This window comes from Moorella thermoacetica (assembly GCF_001267405.1).
GTDB lineage: Bacteria > Bacillota > DSM-521 > Neomoorellales > Neomoorellaceae > Neomoorella > Neomoorella thermoacetica.
The window spans coordinates 860,053-881,894 of the sequence record NZ_CP012369.1 but is presented as its reverse complement, the minus strand read 5'-3'; the positions used below and the strand labels follow the sequence as shown (position 1 = coordinate 881,894).

Sequence of the window (21,842 nt, the reverse complement as noted above, 5' to 3'; positions counted from 1 at the left end):
CTGTGTTTAAGCCGGCAGTTGTTCCAGCCGCACCGAGACCAGGCGGGAGACACCCTGTTCCATCATGGTCACCCCGTAAAGGACGTCGGCGGCGGCCATGGTACCCTGGCGGTGGGAGATGACGATGAACTGGGTCCGGCTGGCAAACTGGCGCAACAGCCGGGCGAAGCGTTCCACATTGGCCTCATCCAGGGCCGTATCCACCTCGTCAAAGATACAGAAGGCGCTGGGCTTGACCTTAAGGAGGGCAAAGATAAAGGCCACCGCCGTCAGGGCCTTCTCGCCGCCGGAGAGGAGGGCCAGGTGCTGGGGTTTCTTGCCCGGGGGCCGGGCGATGATCTCCAGGCCTGCTTCTAAAATGTTATCGCTCCCGGTGAGCTCCAGGCTGGCCTCGCCGCCCTCGAAGAGTTCCCTGAAGAGGGCGGCAAAGTGTTCCTGGACGGCGGTCAGGGTGGCCCGGAGCTGGCGGGCCATTAGCTTTTCCATTTCAGCGATTACCTGTTCCAGGGCCGCCCGCCCTTCTTCCAGGTCCTGTCGCTGCTGCTCCAGTTCCTCAAAACGCCTCCTTAGGCCCTCGTAAACCCGGGGAGCCCCTGGATTGACCTCCCCCAGGGCTGCCAGTTTCTCCTGCAAAACCCTGCGCAGGCGGGGAGCCTCTTTTTCCAGGTGGCGCCGGGGTTTTTGGAGCACTTCCTGCCAGCCGGGGCCAAACCGCTCTTCCAGTTCGGCCCGGCTACCTTCCAGGGTCGTTTCCAGCCGGGCCAGATTGAGTTCTTCCTGCTGCCTGTGGGCAGCGATTTTTCCTTTCCGGGCCCGAAGTTCCTCCAGTTCCCGGGCCAGCTCTTCCTGTTGCTGGCTGCAGGCCGAACCGTCATTATCCAGGCGTTGTAGCCCTTCTTCAGCCTGTTGAATAGCCCCTGCCAGCCACTCCTCTTCCCTGGCCAGCTTTTCCCTATTTTCCTGGAGTTCATTGGTCGCGGTTGCGGCCGCTGTCATCCTGGCAGCCAGTTCAGCCTGTTGTCGCCGCCAGTTTTCCTTCTGCCGGGCCAATTCCTCTACGCGCGCGGCCAGCTGCTCCCCGGCCTTCGCCAGGGCCTGCTGCCGGGTTTCGTTTACTGCCAGTTCCTGCTCCACGGCAGCCAGGGCCTGCTGGCAGGCGTTTAGCTGCTCCTGGCAGCCCGTTAATTCTCCCTGGAGCTCTCCTTCCCTGGCTTCCAGGCGGGTCAGGAGTTCCTCCCTCTCCCTCCGGCTAGTTACCAGTTCTCGAGAATCGGTGGTACTCCGGGCCAGTTCTTCTCCCAGTACCGCCGTCTTTTCCGCCAGGCGCGCCAGCTGATCTTTATACTCGCTCAGGCGCTGTAATAAATTGTGAAGTTCCCCCCGGCGGGCAATCAAAGCCTCTGTTACCCGGCGCAGTTCCTGCCGGCCGGTTTCCAGGGTGCTGGCCAGTTTTCTGGCCTGCTGCCGAGCGTCATTAAGCCTGGCGACCAGATTGGCCAGTTCGGTCTCACCCTGCTGGATCTCCAGGCGGCGCTGGAGAAAGCCGGCTCTCTGCCTGGTATTACCACCGGTGACCGGTCCCCGGGGCTGGATGACCTCCCCTTCCAGGGTCACCAGGCGTACCGGCGGCCGCAGGCGTTCCCCCAGATCCAAGGCCCGCCGGAGATCGGCCACGACCAGGATTTGGCCGAGGAGGTAATCAACCGCAGGGCGGATTTCGGCTTCGCTCCGGACCAGTGCGGCTGCCACCCCCACAACCCCGGGCTCATTCAGCACCCAGCCGGCCCAGTTCGGCCAGCGACGCGGCTCCAGCCAGGCCAGGGGTAAAATGGTCGCCCGGCCGTGGCGCCGGGACTTTAAAAACTGGATAACCCTCTCGGCTTCGGAGGCCGTCCTCACCAGCACCTGCTGGGCGGCACCGCCCAGGGCGACCTCTATGGCCCTGGTAAGTTCCCCGGGCACCTCTATCTTTTCGACAACTACCCCCAGGACGCCGACACAGGCGGCTTCTCCCCGGCTCCTGGCCTGGAGAATAGCCCGCACGCCCTCGCCGAAGCCCTCATAGTCGGCCTGGGCCTGGCGTAAAACCTTCAGCCTGGCCACAAGCAGCCTTTGCTGCTCCTTTAAACCGGCCAGGTGCTTCTCACGGGCAGCCAGGTCGGCCTCCTGCAGGGGTAGTTCGGTTTCCAGGCTTGCTTTCTTCCCCTCCAGGGCTTTTAAGTTCGCCTCAATCTCCCCCAGTTGCTCCTCCCCGGCCCGGAGGAGGCCCTCCAGGCGCTCCCGTTCATTATTTAGCTCCTGAAGCTGGCGTTGCTTCTGCTCCAGCACCCGCTCCATGCCAGCCTGTTTTTCCTCCAGGCGTACCAGTTCATTGTGACACCCGGCGCGCTCGTGGGCTACCTGGAAGAGATCTTCTTTTAATCGTGCCAATCTTGCCGCCAGTTCATCCCTTTCGGCCCGGAGTTTTTCCCGGGTCTCCCGACCGGCAGCCAGGTCCTGTTCCAGGGCGGCCATCTCTTCCCTACCTGTCTCCACCTGTCGGGCCAGCTCGGCGGCCGCCACCCGCAACTTTTCCTCCTCCCTGGCCAGAAGCCCTTCCCGCTCCCGGTCCTCTACTCTTTGCCGGGCCAGGGCCGCCAGTTTTTCATCCACCAGGCTCAACCGGCCCCGGACCTGAACCAGTTGCTCCCGGAGACCTTGCAGTTCGACACGGCTACGCTCCCTGGCTTCCTGGTTCCGGGCCAGGCGTTCCCGGATGTCCCGAGAGCGCCCTGCGAGTTCCTCTTCCCTGGCCTCCAATTCCTCCTCCTGGCTCTTCAGGGCCTGCCAGCGCTCCCGGATGCGCCGGAGGCGGTTCTGGCTTTCCGCCATTTCCCGGGACTTGAGGATTAATTCCACCAGGTTCAAAAGGGCCATCAGTTTCTGGTGTCGCCGCGCCCTGGCCGCCTCAACGGCGGCAGGACCAAGTTGATCCTTTAGTTCGCCAATTAAATCCTGCAAGCGGGTTAAATCCTGCTCTACTGCCTCCAGGCGTTGCCGGGCCTCTTTTTTTCGCAGGCGGTAGCGGGCAATACCGGCCGTTTCTTCGAGGACAGAACGCCGTTCCTCCGGACGTGCGGCGAGGATTTCTTCCAGGCGACCCTGGCTTACAATAGCCAGGCCGCCCCGGCCGGAGCCGGTGTCCAGGAGGAGTTCCTGGATATCCTTCAGGCGGCAGGGAACTTTATTTATATAGTACTCGCCTTCGCCGGAACGAAAAAAACGCCGGGTGATGGCTACCTCCTGAAAGTCCAGGGGGAGGCTTGCGTCGCTGTTATCCAGGTACAGGGTTACTTCCGCCATTCCCACCGGCCGGCGCCGGGCGCTGCCAGCAAAGATGACATCGTCCATCCTGGTTCCGCGCAAACTTTTGGCACTCTGCTCCCCCAGGACCCAGAGGATGGCGTCAACGATATTGCTCTTGCCACTACCGTTGGGACCGACGATACCGGTAACCCCGGGGCCAAGCTCCAGCCTGACCCGGTCGACGAAGGTCTTAAAGCCCTGAATCTCAATACCCTTAAGGAACATGTTATCCTCCGCAAATTCTCCTCTACATAAAGAAAACTGCTCGGTGAGCAGTCTTGCTGGTAATTTCAGCGAGGTTCCACGATAAACTTGATAGCCGTTCTTTCTTCGCCATCGATATTAATCTCAGCAAAAGCAGGGATCATCACCAGGTCAATACCGTTGGGGGCGATAAAACCGCGGGCGATGGCTATAGCCTTGACAGCTTGGTTGACTGCTCCTGCTCCCACTGCCTGGACCTCGGCTTTACCATGCTGGCGGAAAACGGCTGTCAGGGCTCCAGCTACGGCTTTAGGGTTCGATTGCGCCGAAACCTTTAGGACTTCCATTACTTCCTCCTCCCTGTCTTTACCAATCTTTGCAACCATAATTAATTCGACGTCGGAGGGCGGTATTCCTTCCGAATGGACTGAAAAAATTAAATTGAGGAGAAAGATAATTGTTAACCCTGAACCTTGAGCAAGGCCAGAGCTGCCCTGGCCGCCTCCCTTTCGGCCTCCTTCTTGCTATGCCCTAAACCTGTAGCCAGCAGCCGGTTTTTTAAAAAGACACCGGCCTTGTAGCCTTTAGCGTGGTCTGGCCCCCATTCCTCCAGGATTTTATATACTACGTTTTCCGTCCCCTGGCTTTGGACAAATTCCTGCAGGGCCGATTTGCTGTCTATAAAGCTGGTATCACTTAAAATCTCCAGGGCCGGGGTAAAGATCTGGAGGACAAAGTCCCGGGCCAGTTCATAACCACCGGAGAGGTAGACGCTGCCGATAATGGCTTCCATAGCATCAGCCAGGTTGGAGGGGCGTTCCCGGCCGCCGCTATGTTCTTCCCCCTGCCCCAGGCGCAGCAGGTCGCCCACCCTCAGACGGCGGGCAACCTTGACCAGGCTGGCCTCGCAAACGACGGCCGCCCGCATCCGGGTAAGGTCCCCCTCTGGCAGCTGTGGAAAATGCTGGTACAGGTAAGTGGCGACAACCAGGCCCAGGACGGCGTCTCCCAGAAACTCCAGGCGCTGGTTATCACCTGGTAAATGGTGCTCAAAGGCATAGGTGGGATGGGTCAGGGCTAAATCTAAACCCTCCAGGTCGATTGCCGGGAGATGGAATTGTTCCCAAAAGTGCTGGAGCTGTTCCTGGCGCTTATTATCCAAGGTTTACCTTCCCGCCTGCTAAAGTTTACGTAAAACTATCGCGGCATTATGGCCGCCAAAGCCGAAGGAATTGGACATGGCCACCGCCACCTGCCGTTCCCGGGCGACGTTGGGAACATAATCCAGGTCACATTCCGGGTCAGGCTCTTCATAATTTATAGTTGGAGGGATGACCCCAGTAGCGATTGTCAGGGCCGTGGCTACAAGCTCAATGGCCCCGGCAGCTCCCAGGAGATGGCCAATCATGGATTTGGTGGAGCTAATAGCCACCCTGTAGGCGTCGGCGCCAAAAAGGTTCTTGATGGCCAGGGTCTCCTGGCGGTCATTGAGTTCCGTGGAGGTCCCATGGGCGTTAATATAATCAACATCCCCGGGTTTTAAACCTGCATCCTCCAGGGCCAGGGCCATGGCCCGGCTGGCGGCGCTGCCGTCGGGCGCCGGGGCTGTAATGTGGTAGGCGTCAGCCATACAGCCGTACCCGGCTACCTCGGCATAGATGCGGGCACCCCGGGCCCGGGCGTGCTCCAGGGTCTCCAGGACCAGTACTCCAGCCCCTTCCCCCAAGACAAAACCATCCCTGCCCCGGTCAAAGGGCCGGCTGGCCCGGGTCGGGTCGTCATTACGCACTGATAGGGCCTTTAAAGCAGCAAAACCGGCAACTGCCAGAGGAGTGACACTTGCCTCACTGCCACCGGTTATCACCACGTCGGCATCGCCCCGTTGCAGGGCGCGGAAGGCCTCACCGACGGCGTTGGTACCCGAGGCACACGCATTGACCACTGTAAAGTTTACCCCCCTGGTACCCAGGTTTATAGAGATCTGACCGGCGGCCATATTGGCAATCATCATGGGCACAAAGAAGGGACTCACCCGGTTGGGGCCCCTTTCTAACAGGACCCTGGTCTGTTCCTCAAAGGTCTCCATGCCACCGATTCCAGTGGCAAAAATAACCCCGACCCGGTCGCGATTCTCTTTATCCAGGTCCAGGGCGGCATCTTCGACAGCCATGCGCGCGCCTGCCACGGCGTACTGGGCGAAACGGTCCATACGCCGGGCTTCTTTACGGTCAAAAAACAGGCCCGCATCAAAGTCCTTTACTTCCCCGGCGAAACGGACGGGCATGGCGGCGGCATCAAAGCGGGTGATGGGGCCGATGCCCGATTGCCCGGCAACTAAAGCCCGCCAAAATTTGTCTTTACCGGTTCCCACCGGGGAGATGGCCGCCAGGCCGGTTATTACGACACGCTTTTGCAAGGCTACCCCCTCATTCTGCAGGGGAAGTCCCGTAAAACTTTACGGGACTTCCCCACTAGATTACTTGGTATGTTCTTTAATATAGGCCACTGCTGCCCCGACAGTCGTGAGCTTTTCAGCATCCTCGTCGGGAATCTCCAGGTCGAATTCCTCTTCCAGGGCCATGATGAGTTCTACGATATCCAGGGAATCGGCATTCAAGTCCTCAAAGGAGGTCTCCATGGTTATCGTGTCTTCCTCGACCCCCAGCTGCTCAGCGACGATCCCCTTGATTTTTTCAAAAACGTCCACTGACCTCACCTCCTTCCCGGAATGTAGCTGGCTTACAGGGCCAGGGTCAAACCCCCGTCGACAACCAGTACCTGTCCTGTCATATACCTGGCTGCCGGTGAAGCCAGGAAAAGGACTACTCCGGCGACCTCCTCCGGTTCACCCGGCCGACCCAGGGGTATGTGCCGGTAAAATTCTTTCCGGGTTTCCTCGTCCAGGACTGCGGTCATCTCGGTGGTAATGAAACCAGGAGCCACGGCATTAACCAGGATGCCCCGGGAGGCAACCTCTTTAGCCAGAGATCTGGTAAACCCGATTACCCCGGCCTTGGCTGCGGCATAGTTTACCTGGCCGACATTGCCTCGCAGAGCGACTACTGAAGTCAGGTTGATTATACGCCCCTGGCGCTGGCGAAGCATGGGTTTTAGAGCCGCCTGGCAGCAATTGAAAATACCCGTCAGGTTGGTCTGGAGGACTGCCGTCCAGTCCTCCGGTTTTAACCTGGCTGCCAGGTTGTCCCGGGCGATCCCGGCATTATTGACCAGGATATCCAGCCTCCCAAACTCCTGGATAGTTGCCTGGATTAACTCCCTGGCTGCCGTGTGGTCACTTATATCGGCTTGCACAGCTATAGCCTGACCTCCACCATCGCGAATGGCGGCGACCACCTCGGCAGCAGCCCCTTTCTGGCGAGCATAATTGACGACCACCCTGGCCCCGGCCCGGGCCATTTCTATGGCCGTCGCCCGGCCAATCCCCCGGGAAGCCCCGGTTACAACGGCCACCTGGCCATCAAGGATCATTTTACTGAGCCTCCTGCAATAACGCAAGGGTTTTTCCCAAAGTCTGGATATTCTCCACCTGGCCGATCCTCACCTGGCGATCCAGGCGTTTGATCAGACCGCTCAATACGTTGCCTGGGCCAACCTCGACGAAGGTCCGGTAACCGTCGGCAAGCAGGCGGCGCATGCTCTCCTCCCAGCGTACCGGACTGGCCACCTGCCTCAGGAGGTTTTCCCGCACCGCGGCTGCCGTCACGGTATAATCAGCCGTTACATTGGCCACTACCGGTACTACCGGGTCTGAAAGAGGTACCCGGTTTAAAACAGTTGCCAGTTCCCTGGCTACCGGTTCCATGAGGCTGGAATGGAAGGGCCCGCTTACCTGGAGGGGGATGACCTTTTTGGCACCTGCCTCCCTGGCCAGGGCGGTAATGGCCTCCAGGCCGGCCCGGTCACCGGCGACCACCACCTGTCCCGGGGAGTTGAAGTTGGCCGCCTCGGCAACGCCTTCTTTAACCTCCTGGCAGAGGGCGACCACCCTCTCCGCCGGCAGGCCGAGGACGGCAACCATCCCTCCCTGGCCGCAGGGTACGGCATTTGCCATGAGCCGGGCCCGCTGGACAACCACCCGCAGGGCGTCCTTGAAGGAGAGGCTGCCGGCGGCCACCAGGGCGCTGTATTCCCCCAGGCTGTGACCGGCTACGGCCCGGGGCTTTATCCCCCGGGCCTCCAGAACCCGGTAACAAGCTATACTGGTGGTAAGAACAGCAGGCTGGGTGTTTTCGGTCCGTACCAGCTCTTCGGCCGGACCGTTAAACACAAGCTTATCGACCGGCCATCCTAATTCTTCACTGGCTTCGGTAAAAACGGCGGCCGCCTCTGGGTAGTGCTGGGCCAGTTCCTGTCCCATCCCCACATACTGGGATCCCTGGCCGGGAAAGAGAAAAACAATACCTGACATGGTTTGTCACCTACCCTGTCAAGGCGCCCAGCCGGGCTATAACCTCAGCAGCCTCGGCCATGATTTCCGCAATGATGGCTGCTGCCGGCTTGATTTCCCGCACCATGGCCGCGCTCTGGCCGGCCATTACTGAACCGTACTCCACATCGCCATCGACTGCCGCCGCCCGCAGCTTCCCGGTTCCCAGGCGGTCCATCTCCTCCCAGCTCGCTCCCCGGGCGGAAAGTTCCTCAAACTGCCTGGTCAGCTTGTTCTTTAGTACCCGGACATAGTGCCCGGCCATACCGGTAACGACGGCGTCCCGGTCCCCGGCTTTGAGGACCGCTTCTTTATAGTTGGCGTGGACGGTACACTCGGTGGCGCAGATAAACCTGGTCCCCATCTGGATGCCTGCGGCCCCCAGGGCCAGGGCGGCGGCCAGGCCGCGTCCGTCGGCAATACCGCCGGCAGCAATCACCGGGATATGTACGGCATCGACAATCTGGGGCACCAGGGGCATGGTGGCAATCTCTCCAATATGGCCGCCGCATTCCATGCCTTCGGCCACCAGGGCGTCCACTCCCAGGCGCTCCAACCTCTTCGCCAGGGCCACCGAGGCTACCACCGGAATTACCTTCACCCCTGCCTCCTTGAAACGGGGCAGGTGCTTGCCCGGATTACCGGCCCCGGTGGTGACCACCGGCACCCTTTCCTCGCATACCAGATCAACCAATTCTTCGACATAAGGTGATAGATAGTAAATATTAACCCCGAAGGGCCGGTCCGTTTGTTCCCGTACCTTGCGAATCTCCCGGCGAACTACATCCGGCGGCGCACTGCCGGCGCCGATAATTCCCAGTCCCCCGGCAGCCGAAACAGCGGCCGCCAGCTCTCCCGTTGCTACCCAGGCCATACCGCCCTGAATAATGGGATAAGTAATCCCCAGGAGATCGCAGAGGGGTGTCCGCAGCATGACTATCAATCTCCTTTCGGCGGATCCAGCTCCCAGTTAACTACGACTGCTCCCCAGGTCAGGCCGGCTCCAAAGGCCACCATGACCACTTTATGGTCCCGCTGCAACAATCCGGCCCGGTAGGCCTCATCAAGGGCTACCGGAATCGAGGCGCTTGACATGTTGCCATAGCGGTCCAGGTTGACGTAAACCTTTTCCGGGGCCAGCCCCAGGCGTTTGGTGGCCGCCTCGATAATCCGGATATTGGCCTGGTGGGGAATTAAAAAGTCAACGTCTTCCTTCGCCAGACCCGCTTTTTGCAGGGCCTTGAGGGAAGCTTCGCCCATGATCCGGACGGCGAATTTAAAGACCTCGGATCCGTTCATATGAATGGTATGCAGTTGCTCCCGGACGGTAGCCGGGCTGGCCGGCAGGCGGGAACCCCCGGCCGGCATTGTTAACAGGGAACCGCCGCTGCCATCGGCTCCCAGATCTAAGCCCAGGATGCCCCTGCCTGCCGGGACAGCCCGCAGGACGACGGCCCCGGCGCCGTCACCGAAAAGGACGCAGGTATTCCGGTCCTGCCAGTTAATGATTTTACTGAGGACTTCCACCCCGATCACCAGGGCGGTATGGTAAATCCCGGCAGCAATAAACTGGCTGGCGACCCCCAAGGCATAGACGAAACCGCTGCAGCCAGCTGAAAGGTCAAAGGCTGCCGCCCCCCTGGCGCCCAGGCGTTCCTGCACCAGGCAGGCGGTAGCCGGAAAGAGGGTATCCGGCGTCACCGTAGCTACGATGATCAAATCCACGTCTGCAGCTGTTATCCCGGCAGTGGCCAGGGCCCTGGATGCTGCCGGTACAGCCAGGTCGGAAGCAGCCGTGCCGGCGGCGGCCAGGCGGCGTTCCCGGATGCCGGTTCGGGTACGAATCCATTCATCACTGGTATCCACCATTTGCTCCAGTTCATGGTTGGTGAGAACCCTCTCCGGCAGGCAGGACCCGGTACCGGTAATGGCGGCTGATCTTAATTGGACTGGCACCCCTTCACCATCCTTTCTTCGCTGGCACCAGGTAGATCGCCCAGGGCGGTTACCAGGCCCTGGTTGACGCAGCGGACAGCTACTTTAATGGCATTCTTAATGGCCCTGGCATTGGAACTGCCATGGCAGATGATACTGATCCCCTGAACTCCCAGGAGGGGGGCGCCGCCGTACTCGGTATAGTCCACCTGTTTTTTAAGTCCCCGCAGGGCTGGTAAAAGCAGGGCAGCACCCATCCGGGACCTGAGGCTCTTGTTAACCTCGCGGCTGATCATGGTGAAGAGGGCCTGGCCCAGACCCTCGCCAAATTTCAGGATCGCATTGCCGACAAAACCGTCGCAAACGATGACATCGGTTTCACCAAATAAAATCTCCCGGGCTTCGACATTGCCGATAAAGTTTAAAGGGGCTCCCCTCAGGAGATTATAAGCTCCCAGGGTTTGCTCATTGCCTTTGCAGGCCTCGGTGCCGATATTCAGCAGTCCCACCCTGGGGTTGGGGATGCCCATCACCCGGGCGGCATAGAGGTTACCCATGAGGGCGAATTCATAGAGGTGTTCGGGCCGACAATCGACATTGGCCCCGACGTCGAGGAGGAGTTTAGGGCCCTTCAAAGTAGGGATGAGGGTGGCAATAGCCGGTCGCTGGATCTTGCCGCTCCGGCCTAGAATCAGGAGGGCCGCGGCCATCTGGGCCCCGGTACTGCCGGCGGAAACCACCGCCTCCGCCCGACCCTCCTTGACCAGGCGGGTAGCCACTACGATAGAAGCTTCCCGCTTCCGCCGTAACCCCAGGGCTGGCTGTTCGTCCATGGTAATTACCTGATCGGTATGATATATCTCGATCCTACCGGAGGGATGCAGGAGGGCCAGTTCTTCCTCCAGCCGCCTTTGATCACCCACCAGGATAATCTCGGCACTACCCTCCCCGGCGGCAGCTACGGCACCACGGACAATCTCCCTGGGGGCCAGGTCGCCTCCCATGGCATCGACAGCGATTTTCAAGCACTCCCGCCTCCAGTTGCAGCATCCGGCGTGATAATGATATACTGGCCTTTAAAAACAATCTCTCCGTTGACCCGTGAATGAACTGATACCAGGCAGGTGGAATCTTTTACCACTTTAACCATGGCCCTGGCAACTACCCGCTCGCCGGCGTAAACAGGCCGCCGGTAGCGTACCCGAGCGCTGCTGGTAAGGACAACCTCGGCCCCCACAGTAGCCAAGGCCAAGGAATGGGCCTGAGCGAAAAGGTAATAACCACGCGCCACCCCGGCGGGCTGAACTAGCATCGGCGGAGTTATTTCCAGGATGGAGATACCCATAACCCCCGGTTGCAGTTCGACCAGTTCTCCCACCAGCTCTTCGGCCGTCACCCCGCGCATCCGGCTCCTGGCTTCCTGGGCCATGGCCATGATTCGCTCTCGGACCTCGGGGATCCCCAGGGCTAGGCGGTCCAGGCGAATGGTGGGCACGCTGACTTCAAATTTCTCCGCCAGCTCCTCGTCGGTGGCGAAGGGGTTGCTGCGCAGGTAGCGGCGCAGGGCCTGCTGGCGCTCTTCCTTATTACCCCTGTGGCGTACCAACTATGTCACCCCGAATCCTGGTACCAAATACTATTACCAGGCCATAGTAATAGTATAACGAGCCTGTCAGTTTTATGCAAGCAAAAAAATAACCGGCACAATTGCCGGTTATAACACTTACTCGGCTACTTGGATGGCTTCCCTTCCTTTATAATAACCGCACTTAGGACAAACCCGGTGGTTTAACTTAAGCTGGTGGCACTGGGGGCACTCCACCAGGGTAGGGGCCGCCATCTGGCCCCAGATGGAACGCCGCTTATTCTTCCGGGCCTTTGAAGTTCTCCTTTTGGGTACTCCCATGGGTATCCTCTCCTTCCAGGTTCCTTAAAAATTGCCCTAGCGTCGCCAGCCGGGGATCCAATGTTTCCCCCTGACAGTGGCACTGGCCTTCGTTGAGATTCTGGCCGCAATGAGGGCACAGGCCACGACAGTTCACCTGGCACAGCCATTTCATGGGTAAAGCCAGAAGCAAAGCCTCAGTAACCGCCGGTTGTAAATCGAGGATATCGCCCTCCAGGGGCCGGATTTCCCGGTCCTCCTCTTCATCCTCACCCGGAGGCTGGCTGTTTTTGGTAACGTATGCCTCTTCCAGGGGGGCTATAACCGGGAAATTAAATTTGGCCAGGCAGCGATCGCAGGTTAATTCCAGGGTTGTGGCCACCTGCCCCTGGACCAGCAGCACTCTCCCGGTGTTTATAACCTTCCCCCGGACCAGAACGGGTGCCAGGACGGGGATTATGGAAGTGGCCGTCGTCAGATGACCCCAATCGGCTTTAAAGCTGAACTCCAGCTCGCTGCCGGGCCTGGCTTTTAAATCGCCGACACCAATTTTCACCACATTCACCCCGTAGATTATAGCGAACGGTCGGCCTGGTGTCAACCGGAACGGGGGCGCATGCCGTTCACCGCTGCCTCCCTATGGCTTCACCCAAGTATCTGCCGCCTCAAACAAAGTGACCTTTCGGTATAACCCCCCAGCCCTTCGAAAAATATAAACCGGGGATGCGTCAAGCCTGGACGAGGGCCAGGGTATCGCGAGCAATCATTAATTCTTCATTGGTGGGGATAACAAAGGTGCGCACCCTAGCTCCGGCGGCCGTGATCTCCCTTTCCTGGCCCCGGACCTGGTTTTTCTCGGGGTCAATCTTTATACCCAGGTAGTCCATGTCCCGGCATATGGCTTCCCGGGCGGCGATGGAGTTTTCCCCCAGGCCGGCTGTAAAGACCAAGATATCCAGGCCGTTCAAAAGGGCAGCGTAAGCGCCAATATATTTTTTGGCGCTATGGACGAAAACCTCCCAGGCCAGGCGAGCGCGATCATTACCCTCAGCCATGGCAGCTTCAATATCCCGGAAGTCGCTGCTGAGGCCGGAGACTCCCAAGACCCCTGACCGGCGGTTCATCACCTGGTCCATCTCCGCCGGGGTATAGCCCTCTTTTTCCATCAGGAAGGGTACGATGGCCGGATCAATATCACCGCAACGGGTACCCATGGTTAAACCTGCCAGGGGGGTGAAGCCCATGCTGGTGTCGTATGATTTAGCGTTTTTAATAGCAGTAATACTGGAGCCGTTACCCAGGTGGCAGGTAATAACCTTCAATTCCTCCAGGGGCTTACCAACTATGGCCGCCGCCCGCAGGGCAACATACTGGTGGGAGGTACCGTGAGCGCCGTAGCGGCGAATGAGGTGCTTCTGGCAGAGTTCATAAGGCAGGCTGTAAGTATAGGCGTAATCCGGCATACCCTGGTGAAAGGCCGTATCAAAAGCCGTTACCTGGGGGGTGCCGGGCAGGATGGCTTCACAGGCCTCGATACCCCGTAGGGCCGGGCCATTATGGAGGGGTGCCAGAACCTCCAGTTCACTAATGGCCTTTTTAGTGGAGGCATCTACCAGGACCGAATGGGGAAAAGTACCACCGTGGACGATACGATGACCGATGGCTCCGATTTCGCTGTAGTCTTTGATAACCCCGTAATGGGGGTCGGTCAGGGCTTCCAGGCACAGGCGGATAGCCACTTTATGATCGGGGATTTCTGTTTCACGCACCAGTTTTTCTTTGCCCGCCGGGCGATGGGTCAGGACGGAACCGTCGATACCAATCCTTTCCACCAGTCCTTTAGCCAGAACACTCTCGTCTTCCATATCAAAAAGCTGATATTTGACCGATGAGCTGCCGCAGTTTAAGACCAGGATTTTCACGGCTTATCCTCCTTACAAAAATAGTCGATACGCCTTGCCGGCAAAGAGCGCTAGCAAACGGGGAAGGGATGCCAGGACAGCCCCATCCACCAGTAAGCGTCCCCCAAGCCTTTTCGGCACAAAAAGACCGGGCATGGCAATACTGGCCCGGACGGCATCGGCTACCCCGCCCCTGTCGAGAACTACCAGTTCTCCACTCTCAACATCCACGGCCACTACATACAATGGTACTTTTAGCTCGGCAAAAGTCAAGCCCCTTGTTAAAGTTCGCACAAGAGCCTCAATTCGATCGCCTCTCATAAGTCCCCAGCGGGGAACCGCCAGCTCCAGAAGCTGGCCAGGCCGATTTTCTCCCCCGTCACCATTCCCGTGGTAGATATGCCCCCGGGCACTTTTAACTTCTATAGTCTAATAATAACTGGGCGTGCGTATATTCCAGAATAGGATGTCCCCTTTGAGGTGACCGCCATGCGTCAACCTGTATTCATAATTAGCCGGGGTATAACCCCCTTCCTAACAGCAGTGGCCGTCGTTATCCTGGCCCTGGCTATCGTCCTTTTCCCCCAGCCCGTTTTTCAGGCTGCCCTGCGCGGTCTCCGGGCCTGGTGGGAAATCGTCGTCCCGGCCCTTTTACCTTTTTTTATTATTTCTCAATTATTTATGGGCCTGGGTATCGTCCACTTTCTGGGCGTGCTCCTGGAGCCGGTTATGCGGCCTCTCTTCAATGTCCCGGGCAGCGGCGCCTTTGTCATGGCCATGGGGTACACTTCTGGCGCCCCCATCAGCGCCATCCTTACCTCCCAGTTACGCCAGCAGCAGCTGGTAACCAGGGTTGAAGGGGAACGCTTAATCTGTTTCACCAACAACGCCAGCCCCCTTTTTATGCTGGGGGCAGTAGCCGTGGGTATGCTCCATAACCCGGCCCTGGGCCCGGCCCTGGCGGGAGCCCATTATGGAGCCAACCTCTTCCTGGGAGTCCTATTTCGCTTCTACGGTCGACGGGCACCGGCTTCACCGCCGGGGAACCACCCCCTCCTATCCCTGCCACGGAGAGCTTGGCGGGCCATGATTCAGGCCCAACAAAGGGATGGCCGTTCCCTCGGCCAGCTCCTTGGGGATGCCGTGAGCCACTCCTTCCAGACCCTGATTACCATCGGCGGCTTTATAACCCTCTTCAGCGTCATTATCCAGGTAGCCGGTATGCTGGGTATCCTGGACCTCCTGGCCAGGTTGCTGCTTTATGCCGGCCATCCCCTGGGTTTAACCCCGGCAACAGCCGGGGCCCTGGCCAGCGGTATCTTTGAAATGACCATGGGGACCAAGTTTGCCAGTGAAGCTCCCGTACCCCTTGGGGAGCAGCTCACTGCTATTAGTATCATCATGGGCTGGGCCGGGCTCTCCGTCCTGGGCCAGGTGGCTGCCATGACCAGCAAAACGGATCTCCGCCTGGGTCCCTTTATCCTGGCCCGCCTTCTCCATGGTTTCCTGGCGGCCTTCATGGTCCAACTCTTCCGGGGACCAGCCCGGCCAGTCCTTGGTTGGCTGACAGGTAGCCATTTCCTGTCGCCCCCGGTATCATGGCTTTCCCTGGGGGTCCACTATACAGGGTTTACCCTCACCCTGGCGGCCTTGTTATTGTTCCTGACCGTGCTGGGATTGTTCGCCCGCCTGACCCTTTACCGGCGGTTTTGACTGCTGTCCTTTTCCGGTTCTCCTGCCGCTGCCGCCTCCCCGGCACCTGTCGCCGGATAGGACTGCAGTTCCTGGCGGCCCTGTTGTACCTGGGCCAGGGCCTGGTTCAGGCTGGCCTCGAGCTTGGCCAGCAGACCATCGGCATAGCTCAAAGCCCCGGCTTTTACTTCTTCAGCCACGTTCCGGGCTCTATTTATAATTTCACTGGCCTGGGACCGGGCCTTGCGAACCAGCTCGTTTTCCTGGGCCATTATTTCTGAACGCTTTTCGGCTTCTTCCAGGAGGCTCCTGGCTTTGAGACGGGCTTCTTCTAGGAGGCGTTCCTTCTCTTGGCGTATCCACTGGGCCTGGCGCACTTCCTCGGGCAGGGCCGTCCGCAGACGATCCAGGTAATCCAGGAGCAGGTCACCATCAAGGAAGACCTTGCCAGAAAGGGGGATATGGGGCGCCTTTTCCACCATCTTTTCCATTTCTTCAATCAGAGTCATAAACTCCAACAGCCAGCCCTCCTGCCCTTTTGTAAAAATTTAAAGCTGTATCACCGTAAATCCTAACTGCAATTATTTCCAGACCGGTTATGGCCGGTCCGGCTTCGGTAACTGCCGTTTCCAGAATAACCAGGCCGCCGGGAGCCAGGACGGGGATGACTGCCGGCAGAATCAACTCCCCCCATCCCTGGCGATAGGGGGGGTCGCTAAAAATCAGGTCAAAGGTCTCCCTGCGCCTGGCCAGGGTAACGAGAGCCCGCCTGGCGTCAAGAGCCATCACCTGCCCCCTGCCCTCCAGGCCGGTAGCCTTTATATTTGCCGTGAGGCATTTTAAGGCCTGGCGATTATTTTCGACAAAAACGACCCTACGGGCGCCCCGGCTCAAGGCCTCCAGCCCCACGGCCCCCGAACCGGCAAAAAGATCCAGGAACAGGCTGTCAATAACCCGATTGCCGAGGATATTAAACAGGGCTTCCCGTACCCGGTCACTCGTAGGCCTGGTGGTCCGGCCCCTGGGCGTCCCTAAACGGCGGCCACGGGCCTCGCCGGCTATAATCCGTAACATGCCATTCCCTCCAGCTATTATAGCATGAAACCCCCGGAAAAAAGAACAAAAACCGCGAATCTTGCCGGTTAAAACGGCAAAAATTTTTCACCGGCCAGGTATAAGCTTCCCGGCCGGCGGTCATAATAATACCGGTAAATCTACTAGTTAGATTTACCAAGAAGAGCTTAGGGTTATTTTTTAACCCTCCCCCATGAGCTCTTCCTCCGGTTTCTCCTCTCCCAAGCCGCCGGTCCCCGCCGGCGGCTAAAACTCTTGCCGTTCCCCAGGGAACGGCTTTTTTTATTTTGTTCACCCTGGAAGGGAGAATTCTCGCTGGACCACCGCCGGTGATTGTGCTATACTCGCTTTAATAAGATAATATTAGCGAACCTTGAGCAGAGAGAAGTTTCAAGCCTAGCGTTTAGTTAGCAGAGCCGAGGGTAGCGAGAAGGGCTATTACCGGGCTGCAACCCGGTTTTTTTATTACTTAGGGGAGAGTGAAACCGTGCCGGAATTGCTCATGGGCAACGAAGCCATAGCCAGGGGAGCGCTGGAGGCCGGTATCCGGGTGGCCACCGCTTATCCCGGGACGCCGGCTTCGGAAATCATGGTTACGCTGATGCGTTTTGGTCCGGAGGCAGGAGTCTATACTGAATGGTCCGTTAACGAGAAAGTAGCCGTAGAAATTGCTGCCGGCGCTGCCTATGCCGGTGCCAGAGCCATGGCCAGTATGAAGCAGATGGGCCTCAATGTTGCCGCCGATGCCATCATGAGCCTGGCTTACATCGGCGTCAAGGGCGGCCTGGTCCTGGTGGTGGCCGATGATCCAGGCCCCCATAGTTCCCAGACAGAACAGGATACGCGCCTTTTCGCCCGCTTTGCCAAGCTGCCGGTCCTGGACCCCTCCTGTCCCCGGGAAGCCTACGAAATGACCAAATACGCTTTTGATCTCTCGGAAACCCTAGGGCTGCCCGTCATTGTCCGTCCTACCACCCGTACCTGCCATGCCTGCCAGGATGTTGCCTTAGGAACCATTCCCCCCCGGCCTCCAGTACCCGGCTTCGAGAAAGACCCGCGCTGGGTCATTATGCCTTCCCTCTCGGCCAGGCAGCACGTCTGGTTGAACCAGCAGCAGCTACGTGCCGGGGAGGAGTTCGCCAACAGTCCCTTTAACGAGGTCTACTATAATGGCCCCGCCGGAGTTATCACCAGCGGCCTGTCTTACTACTACGTCACCGAGGCCGGGGAGCGCCTGGGAGTAAAACTATCCCTGTTAAAGATCGGTACCCCCTACCCCTTGCCCGAAAAACTGGTGATCGATTTTTTAAAGCAGGTTGAGCGGGTACTCATCGTAGAGGAGCAGGAGCCTGTTGTCGAAGATCAAGTCATTCGCCTGGCCTGGCGCCACCGCCTGCCGGTAGAGATAGACGGTAAACACAACGGTTTTCTCCCCCGGGAAGGTGAGTTTAATCCCGATATTGTCACCGGGGCCCTGGCCAAGTTCCTGGCAATACAACCGGCGGGTACCCACGGCCGCCCCGGGATACCACCCCTGCCGGTGCGTCCGCCCCTACTCTGCGCCGGTTGTCCCCATCGCGGCTCCTTCTACGCCTTTAAACAGGCCGCCCGGGACCGTAAAGTCATCTTCACCGGCGATATCGGCTGCTATACCCTGGGAGCGGCCCCGCCCCTGGAAGCCATGGATACCTGCCTGTGCATGGGAGCGGGCCTGGGTCTGGCCCAGGGCCTGGCGCGGGTCCAGCCAGATACCCGGCTGGTAGCCTTCGTCGGGGACTCTACCTTTTTCCATGCCGGCTTGCCATCCCTTGTCAACGCCGTCCACCAGCAGACGCCCATAGTTGTCGTCGTCCTTGATAATGAAACCACAGCCATGACCGGGCACCAGCCCCACCCAGGCCTGGCCACCGATACCCACCATAAGAAGATTGATATCAGCCAGGTAGGCCGGGCCTGCGGGGTAGAAACTATCTTGACCGCCGACCCCCTGAACCTGGAGGAAACCCTGACTGTAGCCAATCAGGCCCTGGCGGCCCCGGGACCCGTCCTGGTCATCCTAAGTCACCCCTGCCCGCAAGTAGCCAAACCTGCGGGACGCTACCAGGTTGACCAAATCGCCTGTATCAGCTGTCATACCTGTATTAAAGAGCTTGGCTGCCCGGCCCTGAGGCCGGACGGCAACGGTGTTCAAATCGCAGCCACCTGTACCGGCTGCGGCCTCTGTAGCCAGGTCTGCCCGGTGGCAGCCATCGAGGAGGTACTTTAATCATGGATATTCTTATTGCCGGGGTAGGCGGCCAGGGGATTATCCTCGCTTCCCGGGCCATCGGTGCCGCCGCCCTGAAAACAGGCCTCCGGGTACGCACGGCGGAAACCATCGGCATGGCCCAGCGGGAAGGCAGCGTCGTCAGTCATGTGCGTCTGGGGGCAACAACGGCAGGCCCCCTCATCCCCAGGGGCCGGGCCGACATCCTCCTAGCCCTGGAGCCAGCCGAGGCCTGCCGTTATTTGGATTACTTAAAGCCGGACGGCCGGGCCCTGATCTCGACAACACCAGTGGTACCCGTCATGGCATCCCTGGGAGCTACCCCCTATCCCCTGGAAGAAATCCTTGACTACCTTCGAAATAACATTGCCCGCTGCTATTTCCTCGCTGCCCCGGCCCTGGCCGGCCAGGCAGGGAGCCACCGAGCCCTCAATATGGTTATGCTGGGGGCCCTGACCAACCTGGACTTACCCTTCCAGGCAGAAACTCTACTGGCCGCGGCCTTAAAGCTTCTGCTGGACCGGGTCCACGACGTGAACCGACGGGCCTTTCAACTGGGAAAACAAGCCCTGGAGGTGTAAATATGAGCCTGTCCGAAGCAAAAAACTGCCAACGCAAGTTCGACTACGATTGCCTGTACCGGCAGCAGGAACCGCACTTGCAGGCCCTGGTGCAGCGCCTCTTTGCCCATTCCCCTTACTACCGGGAAAAGCTGGCGGCGGCCGGCCTTACACCCGGAGACATCCGGACGGTAGCCGACCTGGAGCATGTCCCCCTGACGGACAAATGGGAGCTACGCAATGGTAAACCCCTGGCCCTGATGGCCGTTCCCGAAGAAAAAGTCGTCCGCATTCACTCCTCTTCGGGAACTACGGGTAAACCCATTATCATTCCCTACACGGCCTACGACGTGGCCGTCTGGGCGCAGATGATGGCCCGCTGCTTCGCCATGGCCGGGGTCACCAACCGTGACCGGGTCCAGGTTACCCCTGGGTACGGCCTCTGGACGGCGGGCATCGGCTTCCAGGCCGGTATTGAGTACCTGGGGGCCATGGTGATCCCCATGGGACCGGGGAATACTGAAAAACAACTGGAGATGATGGTCGATCTCCAGGCTACCGTCCTTGCGGCCACGGCTTCCTACGCTCTCTTCCTGGCCGAAGAGATCGACCGCCGGGGCCTTAAGGATCAACTGGCCCTACGGGTAGGGGTCCTGGGCTCCGAGCGCTGGGGCGAGAAGATGCGGCAGCGAATTGAAGACCTTCTGGGCATCGAAACCTTTGATATTTACGGCTTAACGGAGATCTACGGCCCGGGCATCGGCATCGACTGCCCGGCCCATGAGGGTATTCATATGTGGACGGATCACCTGCTCCTGGAGGTTATCGACCCGGCGACAGGCAAGCAATTACCTCCGGGGGAGACTGGTGAGCTGGTGATAACTACCCTCACCAAAGAGGGTATGCCCCTCCTCCGTTACCGCACCCACGACCTGACCTGCCTAAAGAGGGAAGCCTGCTCCTGCGGTTCGCCCTACCCCATGATTGAGCGCGTCCTGGGCCGGACCGACGACATGGTCAAGATCAAGGGTGTCAACATCTTCCCGGGCCAGGTAGATCATGTCCTCCACCTCACCCCCGGCGCCGGGAGCGAGTACCAGCTTATCCTCACCCGGCAGGAAGGTAAAGACCGGCTGCTGGTAAAAATAGAGTACCTGCCCGGTTATGATGGTGAGTCCACGGCAGCCGAGTGTCGCCGCCAGATCAAGACCCGGATCGGTATCCTTGCCGACGTGGAAGCCGTGCCCCTGGGAACCCTGCCCCGCAGCGAAAAGAAAACCCGGCGCGTCTACGACTACCGGGAGACTTAGGTTCACGCTTTACCAAAGGAACAGGCCGGGTAGCGGCACTCGGGGCAGTTCTGGCAGAGGCCCCCGGCCGCCAGCCCGGCTATATCATGCCGTTCCAACCTCTCGCCCACCAGAATCCGGGGCAGTACCAGATCAAAAACCGTAGCCCGGTAGTACATGACACACCCAGGAAGGCCCATGATGGGTACATCGCCCCGGTAAGCCAGCATGAACATGGCCCCGGGCAGCACCGGTGCCCCGTAGGTGACCACCTCGGCCCCGCTCCGGCGGATCCCATCAGGGGTTACATCATCCGGGTCTACTGACATCCCGCCAGTAAGAACCACCATCTGCATTCCCGCCGCCAGCATTTCCTCAATAGCGTCGTGGATAGCCGCGGCGTCATCAGGAACAACCTTTTCCAGGGCGACCTCGGAGCCGTAACTGGCTATTTTGGCCCGGACAACGGGGCCGAAAGCATCCTTAATCCGGCCCTTATAGACCTCACTCCCGGTGGTAATAAGACCAACCTGCAAACGCCGGTAGGGCGCCACCCGGAGAATACCCCCTGCTTCCCGGCAGATGGCCTCCACCCTCTCGATTACCGACCGGGGTGCTACCAGGGGGATTAACCTGGTACCGGCCACCACCTGGCCGGCAGTAACGGGGTAGTTGTTATGAAGGGTCGCCAGCATGATATCGGCCACGCTGTTAACCTGCTTTAAGGCTTCCAGGTTTATTTTCAGCAGGCCGTTCCTGGTACTCTCCAGGTTGACCTTGCCCTCTTGGGGTTCACTGAAGTCCAGACCATGGTCCCCGTCACCTGCGGCCGCCCGGGCCAGCCGCAGGGCTGCTTCATCCTCGTGTACTTCGTCCGGCCCCAGGTTCAGGACGTAAATATGTTCTTTACCCATCTGCAGTAATTCGGCCACGTCTTCAGGTTGAATAATATGTCCTTTCTTAAAGCGCCGCCCCTTAAACTGCCCGGGGACGATTTTGGTGTGATCATGGGCCAGGACACAGCCGACGCTCTCTTCCACCCTCACCTTCCTGAGCATAACCCACGCCTCCTCGAAAAATTGCTAGGTTCAATACTGGCGCGCCCTCCCTATATAATTCGTCATGACTGTTGAAATACCTCCTGCTTTTAAAGCAGGTTAAACAAATTTATCAACAGGGCAGCAGGAAATCGGGAAAAAAGAACGAATAAAAATAGTAAATAGGAATAATCCTAGTTAGGGGTA

General features: G+C 59.1%; 22 protein-coding genes. 4 read left to right on the top strand and 18 right to left on the bottom strand.

Features of this window, described 5'->3' with window-relative positions:
- Positions 1 to 6: 6 nt before the first annotated feature.
- From smc to MOTHE_RS04335, 15 genes are all read right to left on the bottom strand, one after another.
- Positions 7 to 3,570 (bottom strand): chromosome segregation protein SMC, encoded by a 3,564-nt coding sequence (smc, locus tag MOTHE_RS04405; protein WP_053094717.1) that lies wholly within the window; start codon positions 3,568 to 3,570, stop codon positions 7 to 9.
- 65 nt (positions 3,571 to 3,635) lie between these two features.
- Entirely contained in the window at positions 3,636 to 3,896 is a 261-nt protein-coding gene (locus MOTHE_RS04400; protein ID WP_011392468.1) for a stage V sporulation protein S, read from the bottom strand.
- 113 nt (positions 3,897 to 4,009) lie between these two features.
- Positions 4,010 to 4,711 (bottom strand): ribonuclease III, encoded by a 702-nt coding sequence (gene rnc / locus MOTHE_RS04395; RefSeq protein ID WP_011392467.1) that lies wholly within the window; start codon positions 4,709 to 4,711, stop codon positions 4,010 to 4,012.
- A gap of 18 nt (positions 4,712 to 4,729) precedes the next feature.
- On the bottom strand, positions 4,730 to 5,965 hold the full coding sequence (fabF, locus tag MOTHE_RS04390) for a beta-ketoacyl-ACP synthase II (protein WP_053094716.1): 1,236 nt from the start codon (positions 5,963 to 5,965) through the stop codon (positions 4,730 to 4,732).
- Positions 5,966 to 6,025: 60 nt separating this feature from the next.
- Positions 6,026 to 6,256 (bottom strand): acyl carrier protein, encoded by a 231-nt coding sequence (acpP, locus tag MOTHE_RS04385; RefSeq protein WP_025774381.1) that lies wholly within the window; start codon positions 6,254 to 6,256, stop codon positions 6,026 to 6,028.
- A gap of 32 nt (positions 6,257 to 6,288) precedes the next feature.
- Positions 6,289 to 7,038 (bottom strand): 3-oxoacyl-[acyl-carrier-protein] reductase, encoded by a 750-nt coding sequence (gene fabG, locus MOTHE_RS04380; protein WP_053094715.1) that lies wholly within the window; start codon positions 7,036 to 7,038, stop codon positions 6,289 to 6,291.
- 1 nt (position 7,039) lies between these two features.
- Positions 7,040 to 7,978: an ACP S-malonyltransferase gene (fabD, locus tag MOTHE_RS04375; RefSeq protein WP_011392463.1), complete on the bottom strand. Its 939-nt coding sequence runs from the start codon at positions 7,976 to 7,978 to the stop codon at positions 7,040 to 7,042.
- Between the two features lie 10 nt (positions 7,979 to 7,988).
- A complete protein-coding gene (gene fabK / locus MOTHE_RS04370; protein ID WP_011392462.1) occupies positions 7,989 to 8,930 on the bottom strand; it encodes an enoyl-[acyl-carrier-protein] reductase FabK in 942 nt (313 codons plus the stop codon).
- 5 nt (positions 8,931 to 8,935) lie between these two features.
- The gene (locus MOTHE_RS04365) at positions 8,936 to 9,952 is read right to left on the bottom strand and encodes a beta-ketoacyl-ACP synthase III (protein WP_011392461.1); all 1,017 of its coding nucleotides are present in this window, start codon (positions 9,950 to 9,952) and stop codon (positions 8,936 to 8,938) included.
- On the bottom strand, positions 9,937 to 10,956 hold the full coding sequence (gene plsX / locus MOTHE_RS04360; RefSeq protein WP_025774380.1) for a phosphate acyltransferase PlsX: 1,020 nt from the start codon (positions 10,954 to 10,956) through the stop codon (positions 9,937 to 9,939). Before plsX ends, MOTHE_RS04365 begins: the two co-directional genes overlap by 16 nt.
- Complete coding sequence (fapR, locus tag MOTHE_RS04355; protein ID WP_025774378.1) at positions 10,953 to 11,537, bottom strand: transcription factor FapR; 585 nt, start codon at positions 11,535 to 11,537, stop codon at positions 10,953 to 10,955. The genes plsX and fapR overlap by 4 nt, the downstream gene beginning before the upstream one ends.
- 117 nt (positions 11,538 to 11,654) lie before the next feature.
- Entirely contained in the window at positions 11,655 to 11,837 is a 183-nt protein-coding gene (gene rpmF, locus MOTHE_RS14220) for a 50S ribosomal protein L32 (RefSeq protein WP_025774376.1), read from the bottom strand.
- Positions 11,794 to 12,381, bottom strand: coding sequence for a YceD family protein (locus MOTHE_RS04345; protein WP_162490044.1), 588 nt, complete (start codon positions 12,379 to 12,381; stop codon positions 11,794 to 11,796). The genes rpmF and MOTHE_RS04345 overlap by 44 nt, the downstream gene beginning before the upstream one ends.
- A 163-nt stretch (positions 12,382 to 12,544) precedes the next feature.
- The gene (locus MOTHE_RS04340; RefSeq protein WP_011392456.1) at positions 12,545 to 13,738 is read right to left on the bottom strand and encodes an acetate/propionate family kinase; all 1,194 of its coding nucleotides are present in this window, start codon (positions 13,736 to 13,738) and stop codon (positions 12,545 to 12,547) included.
- A gap of 12 nt (positions 13,739 to 13,750) precedes the next feature.
- Positions 13,751 to 14,062, bottom strand: coding sequence for a patatin-like phospholipase family protein (locus MOTHE_RS04335; RefSeq protein WP_338104184.1), 312 nt, complete (start codon positions 14,060 to 14,062; stop codon positions 13,751 to 13,753).
- Positions 14,063 to 14,206: 144 nt separating this feature from the next.
- Here MOTHE_RS04335 and ylbJ point away from each other — a divergent pair, with 144 nt between their 5' ends.
- Positions 14,207 to 15,430, top strand: coding sequence for a sporulation integral membrane protein YlbJ (ylbJ, locus tag MOTHE_RS04330; RefSeq protein WP_011392455.1), 1,224 nt, complete (start codon positions 14,207 to 14,209; stop codon positions 15,428 to 15,430).
- On the opposite strand, the gene MOTHE_RS04325 is transcribed toward ylbJ, so the two are convergent.
- On the bottom strand, positions 15,415 to 15,918 hold the full coding sequence (locus MOTHE_RS04325) for an ATPase (protein ID WP_373878630.1): 504 nt from the start codon (positions 15,916 to 15,918) through the stop codon (positions 15,415 to 15,417). The two genes, ylbJ and MOTHE_RS04325, sit on opposite strands and share 16 nt — an antisense overlap.
- A complete protein-coding gene (gene rsmD, locus MOTHE_RS04320) occupies positions 15,905 to 16,483 on the bottom strand; it encodes a 16S rRNA (guanine(966)-N(2))-methyltransferase RsmD (protein WP_011392453.1) in 579 nt (192 codons plus the stop codon). The genes MOTHE_RS04325 and rsmD overlap by 14 nt, the downstream gene beginning before the upstream one ends.
- Before the next feature lie 487 nt (positions 16,484 to 16,970).
- Between rsmD and iorA the strand changes: the two genes are divergently transcribed.
- The 3 genes from iorA to MOTHE_RS04305 are packed head-to-tail and all read left to right on the top strand — an operon-like array spanning position 16,971 to position 20,619.
- Entirely contained in the window at positions 16,971 to 18,749 is a 1,779-nt protein-coding gene (gene iorA / locus MOTHE_RS04315) for an indolepyruvate ferredoxin oxidoreductase subunit alpha (protein ID WP_053094711.1), read from the top strand.
- Between the two features lie 2 nt (positions 18,750 to 18,751).
- Positions 18,752 to 19,330: an indolepyruvate oxidoreductase subunit beta gene (locus MOTHE_RS04310; protein ID WP_053094710.1), complete on the top strand. Its 579-nt coding sequence runs from the start codon at positions 18,752 to 18,754 to the stop codon at positions 19,328 to 19,330.
- Positions 19,331 to 19,332: 2 nt separating this feature from the next.
- Positions 19,333 to 20,619 (top strand): phenylacetate--CoA ligase, encoded by a 1,287-nt coding sequence (locus MOTHE_RS04305; protein WP_011392450.1) that lies wholly within the window; start codon positions 19,333 to 19,335, stop codon positions 20,617 to 20,619.
- Between the two features lie 2 nt (positions 20,620 to 20,621).
- Here MOTHE_RS04305 and MOTHE_RS04300 read toward each other — a convergent pair whose 3' ends face one another.
- Positions 20,622 to 21,656 (bottom strand): molybdopterin-binding protein, encoded by a 1,035-nt coding sequence (locus MOTHE_RS04300; RefSeq protein ID WP_011392449.1) that lies wholly within the window; start codon positions 21,654 to 21,656, stop codon positions 20,622 to 20,624.
- Positions 21,657 to 21,842 lie beyond the last annotated feature (186 nt).

Bases quoted from the DNA above. Each gene is read 5' to 3' on its own strand.
- fabK (WP_011392462.1), bottom strand. From the start codon at position 8,930: ATGCTGCGGACACCCCTCTGCGATCTCCTGGGGATTACTTATCCCATT.
- ylbJ (WP_011392455.1), top strand. From the start codon at position 14,207: ATGCGTCAACCTGTATTCATAATTAGCCGGGGTATAACCCCCTTCCTA.
- MOTHE_RS04325 (WP_373878630.1), bottom strand. From the start codon at position 15,918: ATGACTCTGATTGAAGAAATGGAAAAGATGGTGGAAAAGGCGCCCCAT.
- rsmD (WP_011392453.1), bottom strand. From the start codon at position 16,483: ATGTTACGGATTATAGCCGGCGAGGCCCGTGGCCGCCGTTTAGGGACG.
- MOTHE_RS04305 (WP_011392450.1), top strand. From the start codon at position 19,333: ATGAGCCTGTCCGAAGCAAAAAACTGCCAACGCAAGTTCGACTACGAT.
- fabG (WP_053094715.1), bottom strand. From the start codon at position 7,038: ATGATCCTTGATGGCCAGGTGGCCGTTGTAACCGGGGCTTCCCGGGGG.
- smc (WP_053094717.1), bottom strand. From the start codon at position 3,570: ATGTTCCTTAAGGGTATTGAGATTCAGGGCTTTAAGACCTTCGTCGAC.
- fabD (WP_011392463.1), bottom strand. From the start codon at position 7,978: ATGTCAGGTATTGTTTTTCTCTTTCCCGGCCAGGGATCCCAGTATGTG.
- MOTHE_RS04300 (WP_011392449.1), bottom strand. From the start codon at position 21,656: ATGCTCAGGAAGGTGAGGGTGGAAGAGAGCGTCGGCTGTGTCCTGGCC.
- MOTHE_RS04400 (WP_011392468.1), bottom strand. From the start codon at position 3,896: ATGGAAGTCCTAAAGGTTTCGGCGCAATCGAACCCTAAAGCCGTAGCT.
- rpmF (WP_025774376.1), bottom strand. From the start codon at position 11,837: ATGGGAGTACCCAAAAGGAGAACTTCAAAGGCCCGGAAGAATAAGCGG.
- MOTHE_RS04310 (WP_053094710.1), top strand. From the start codon at position 18,752: ATGGATATTCTTATTGCCGGGGTAGGCGGCCAGGGGATTATCCTCGCT.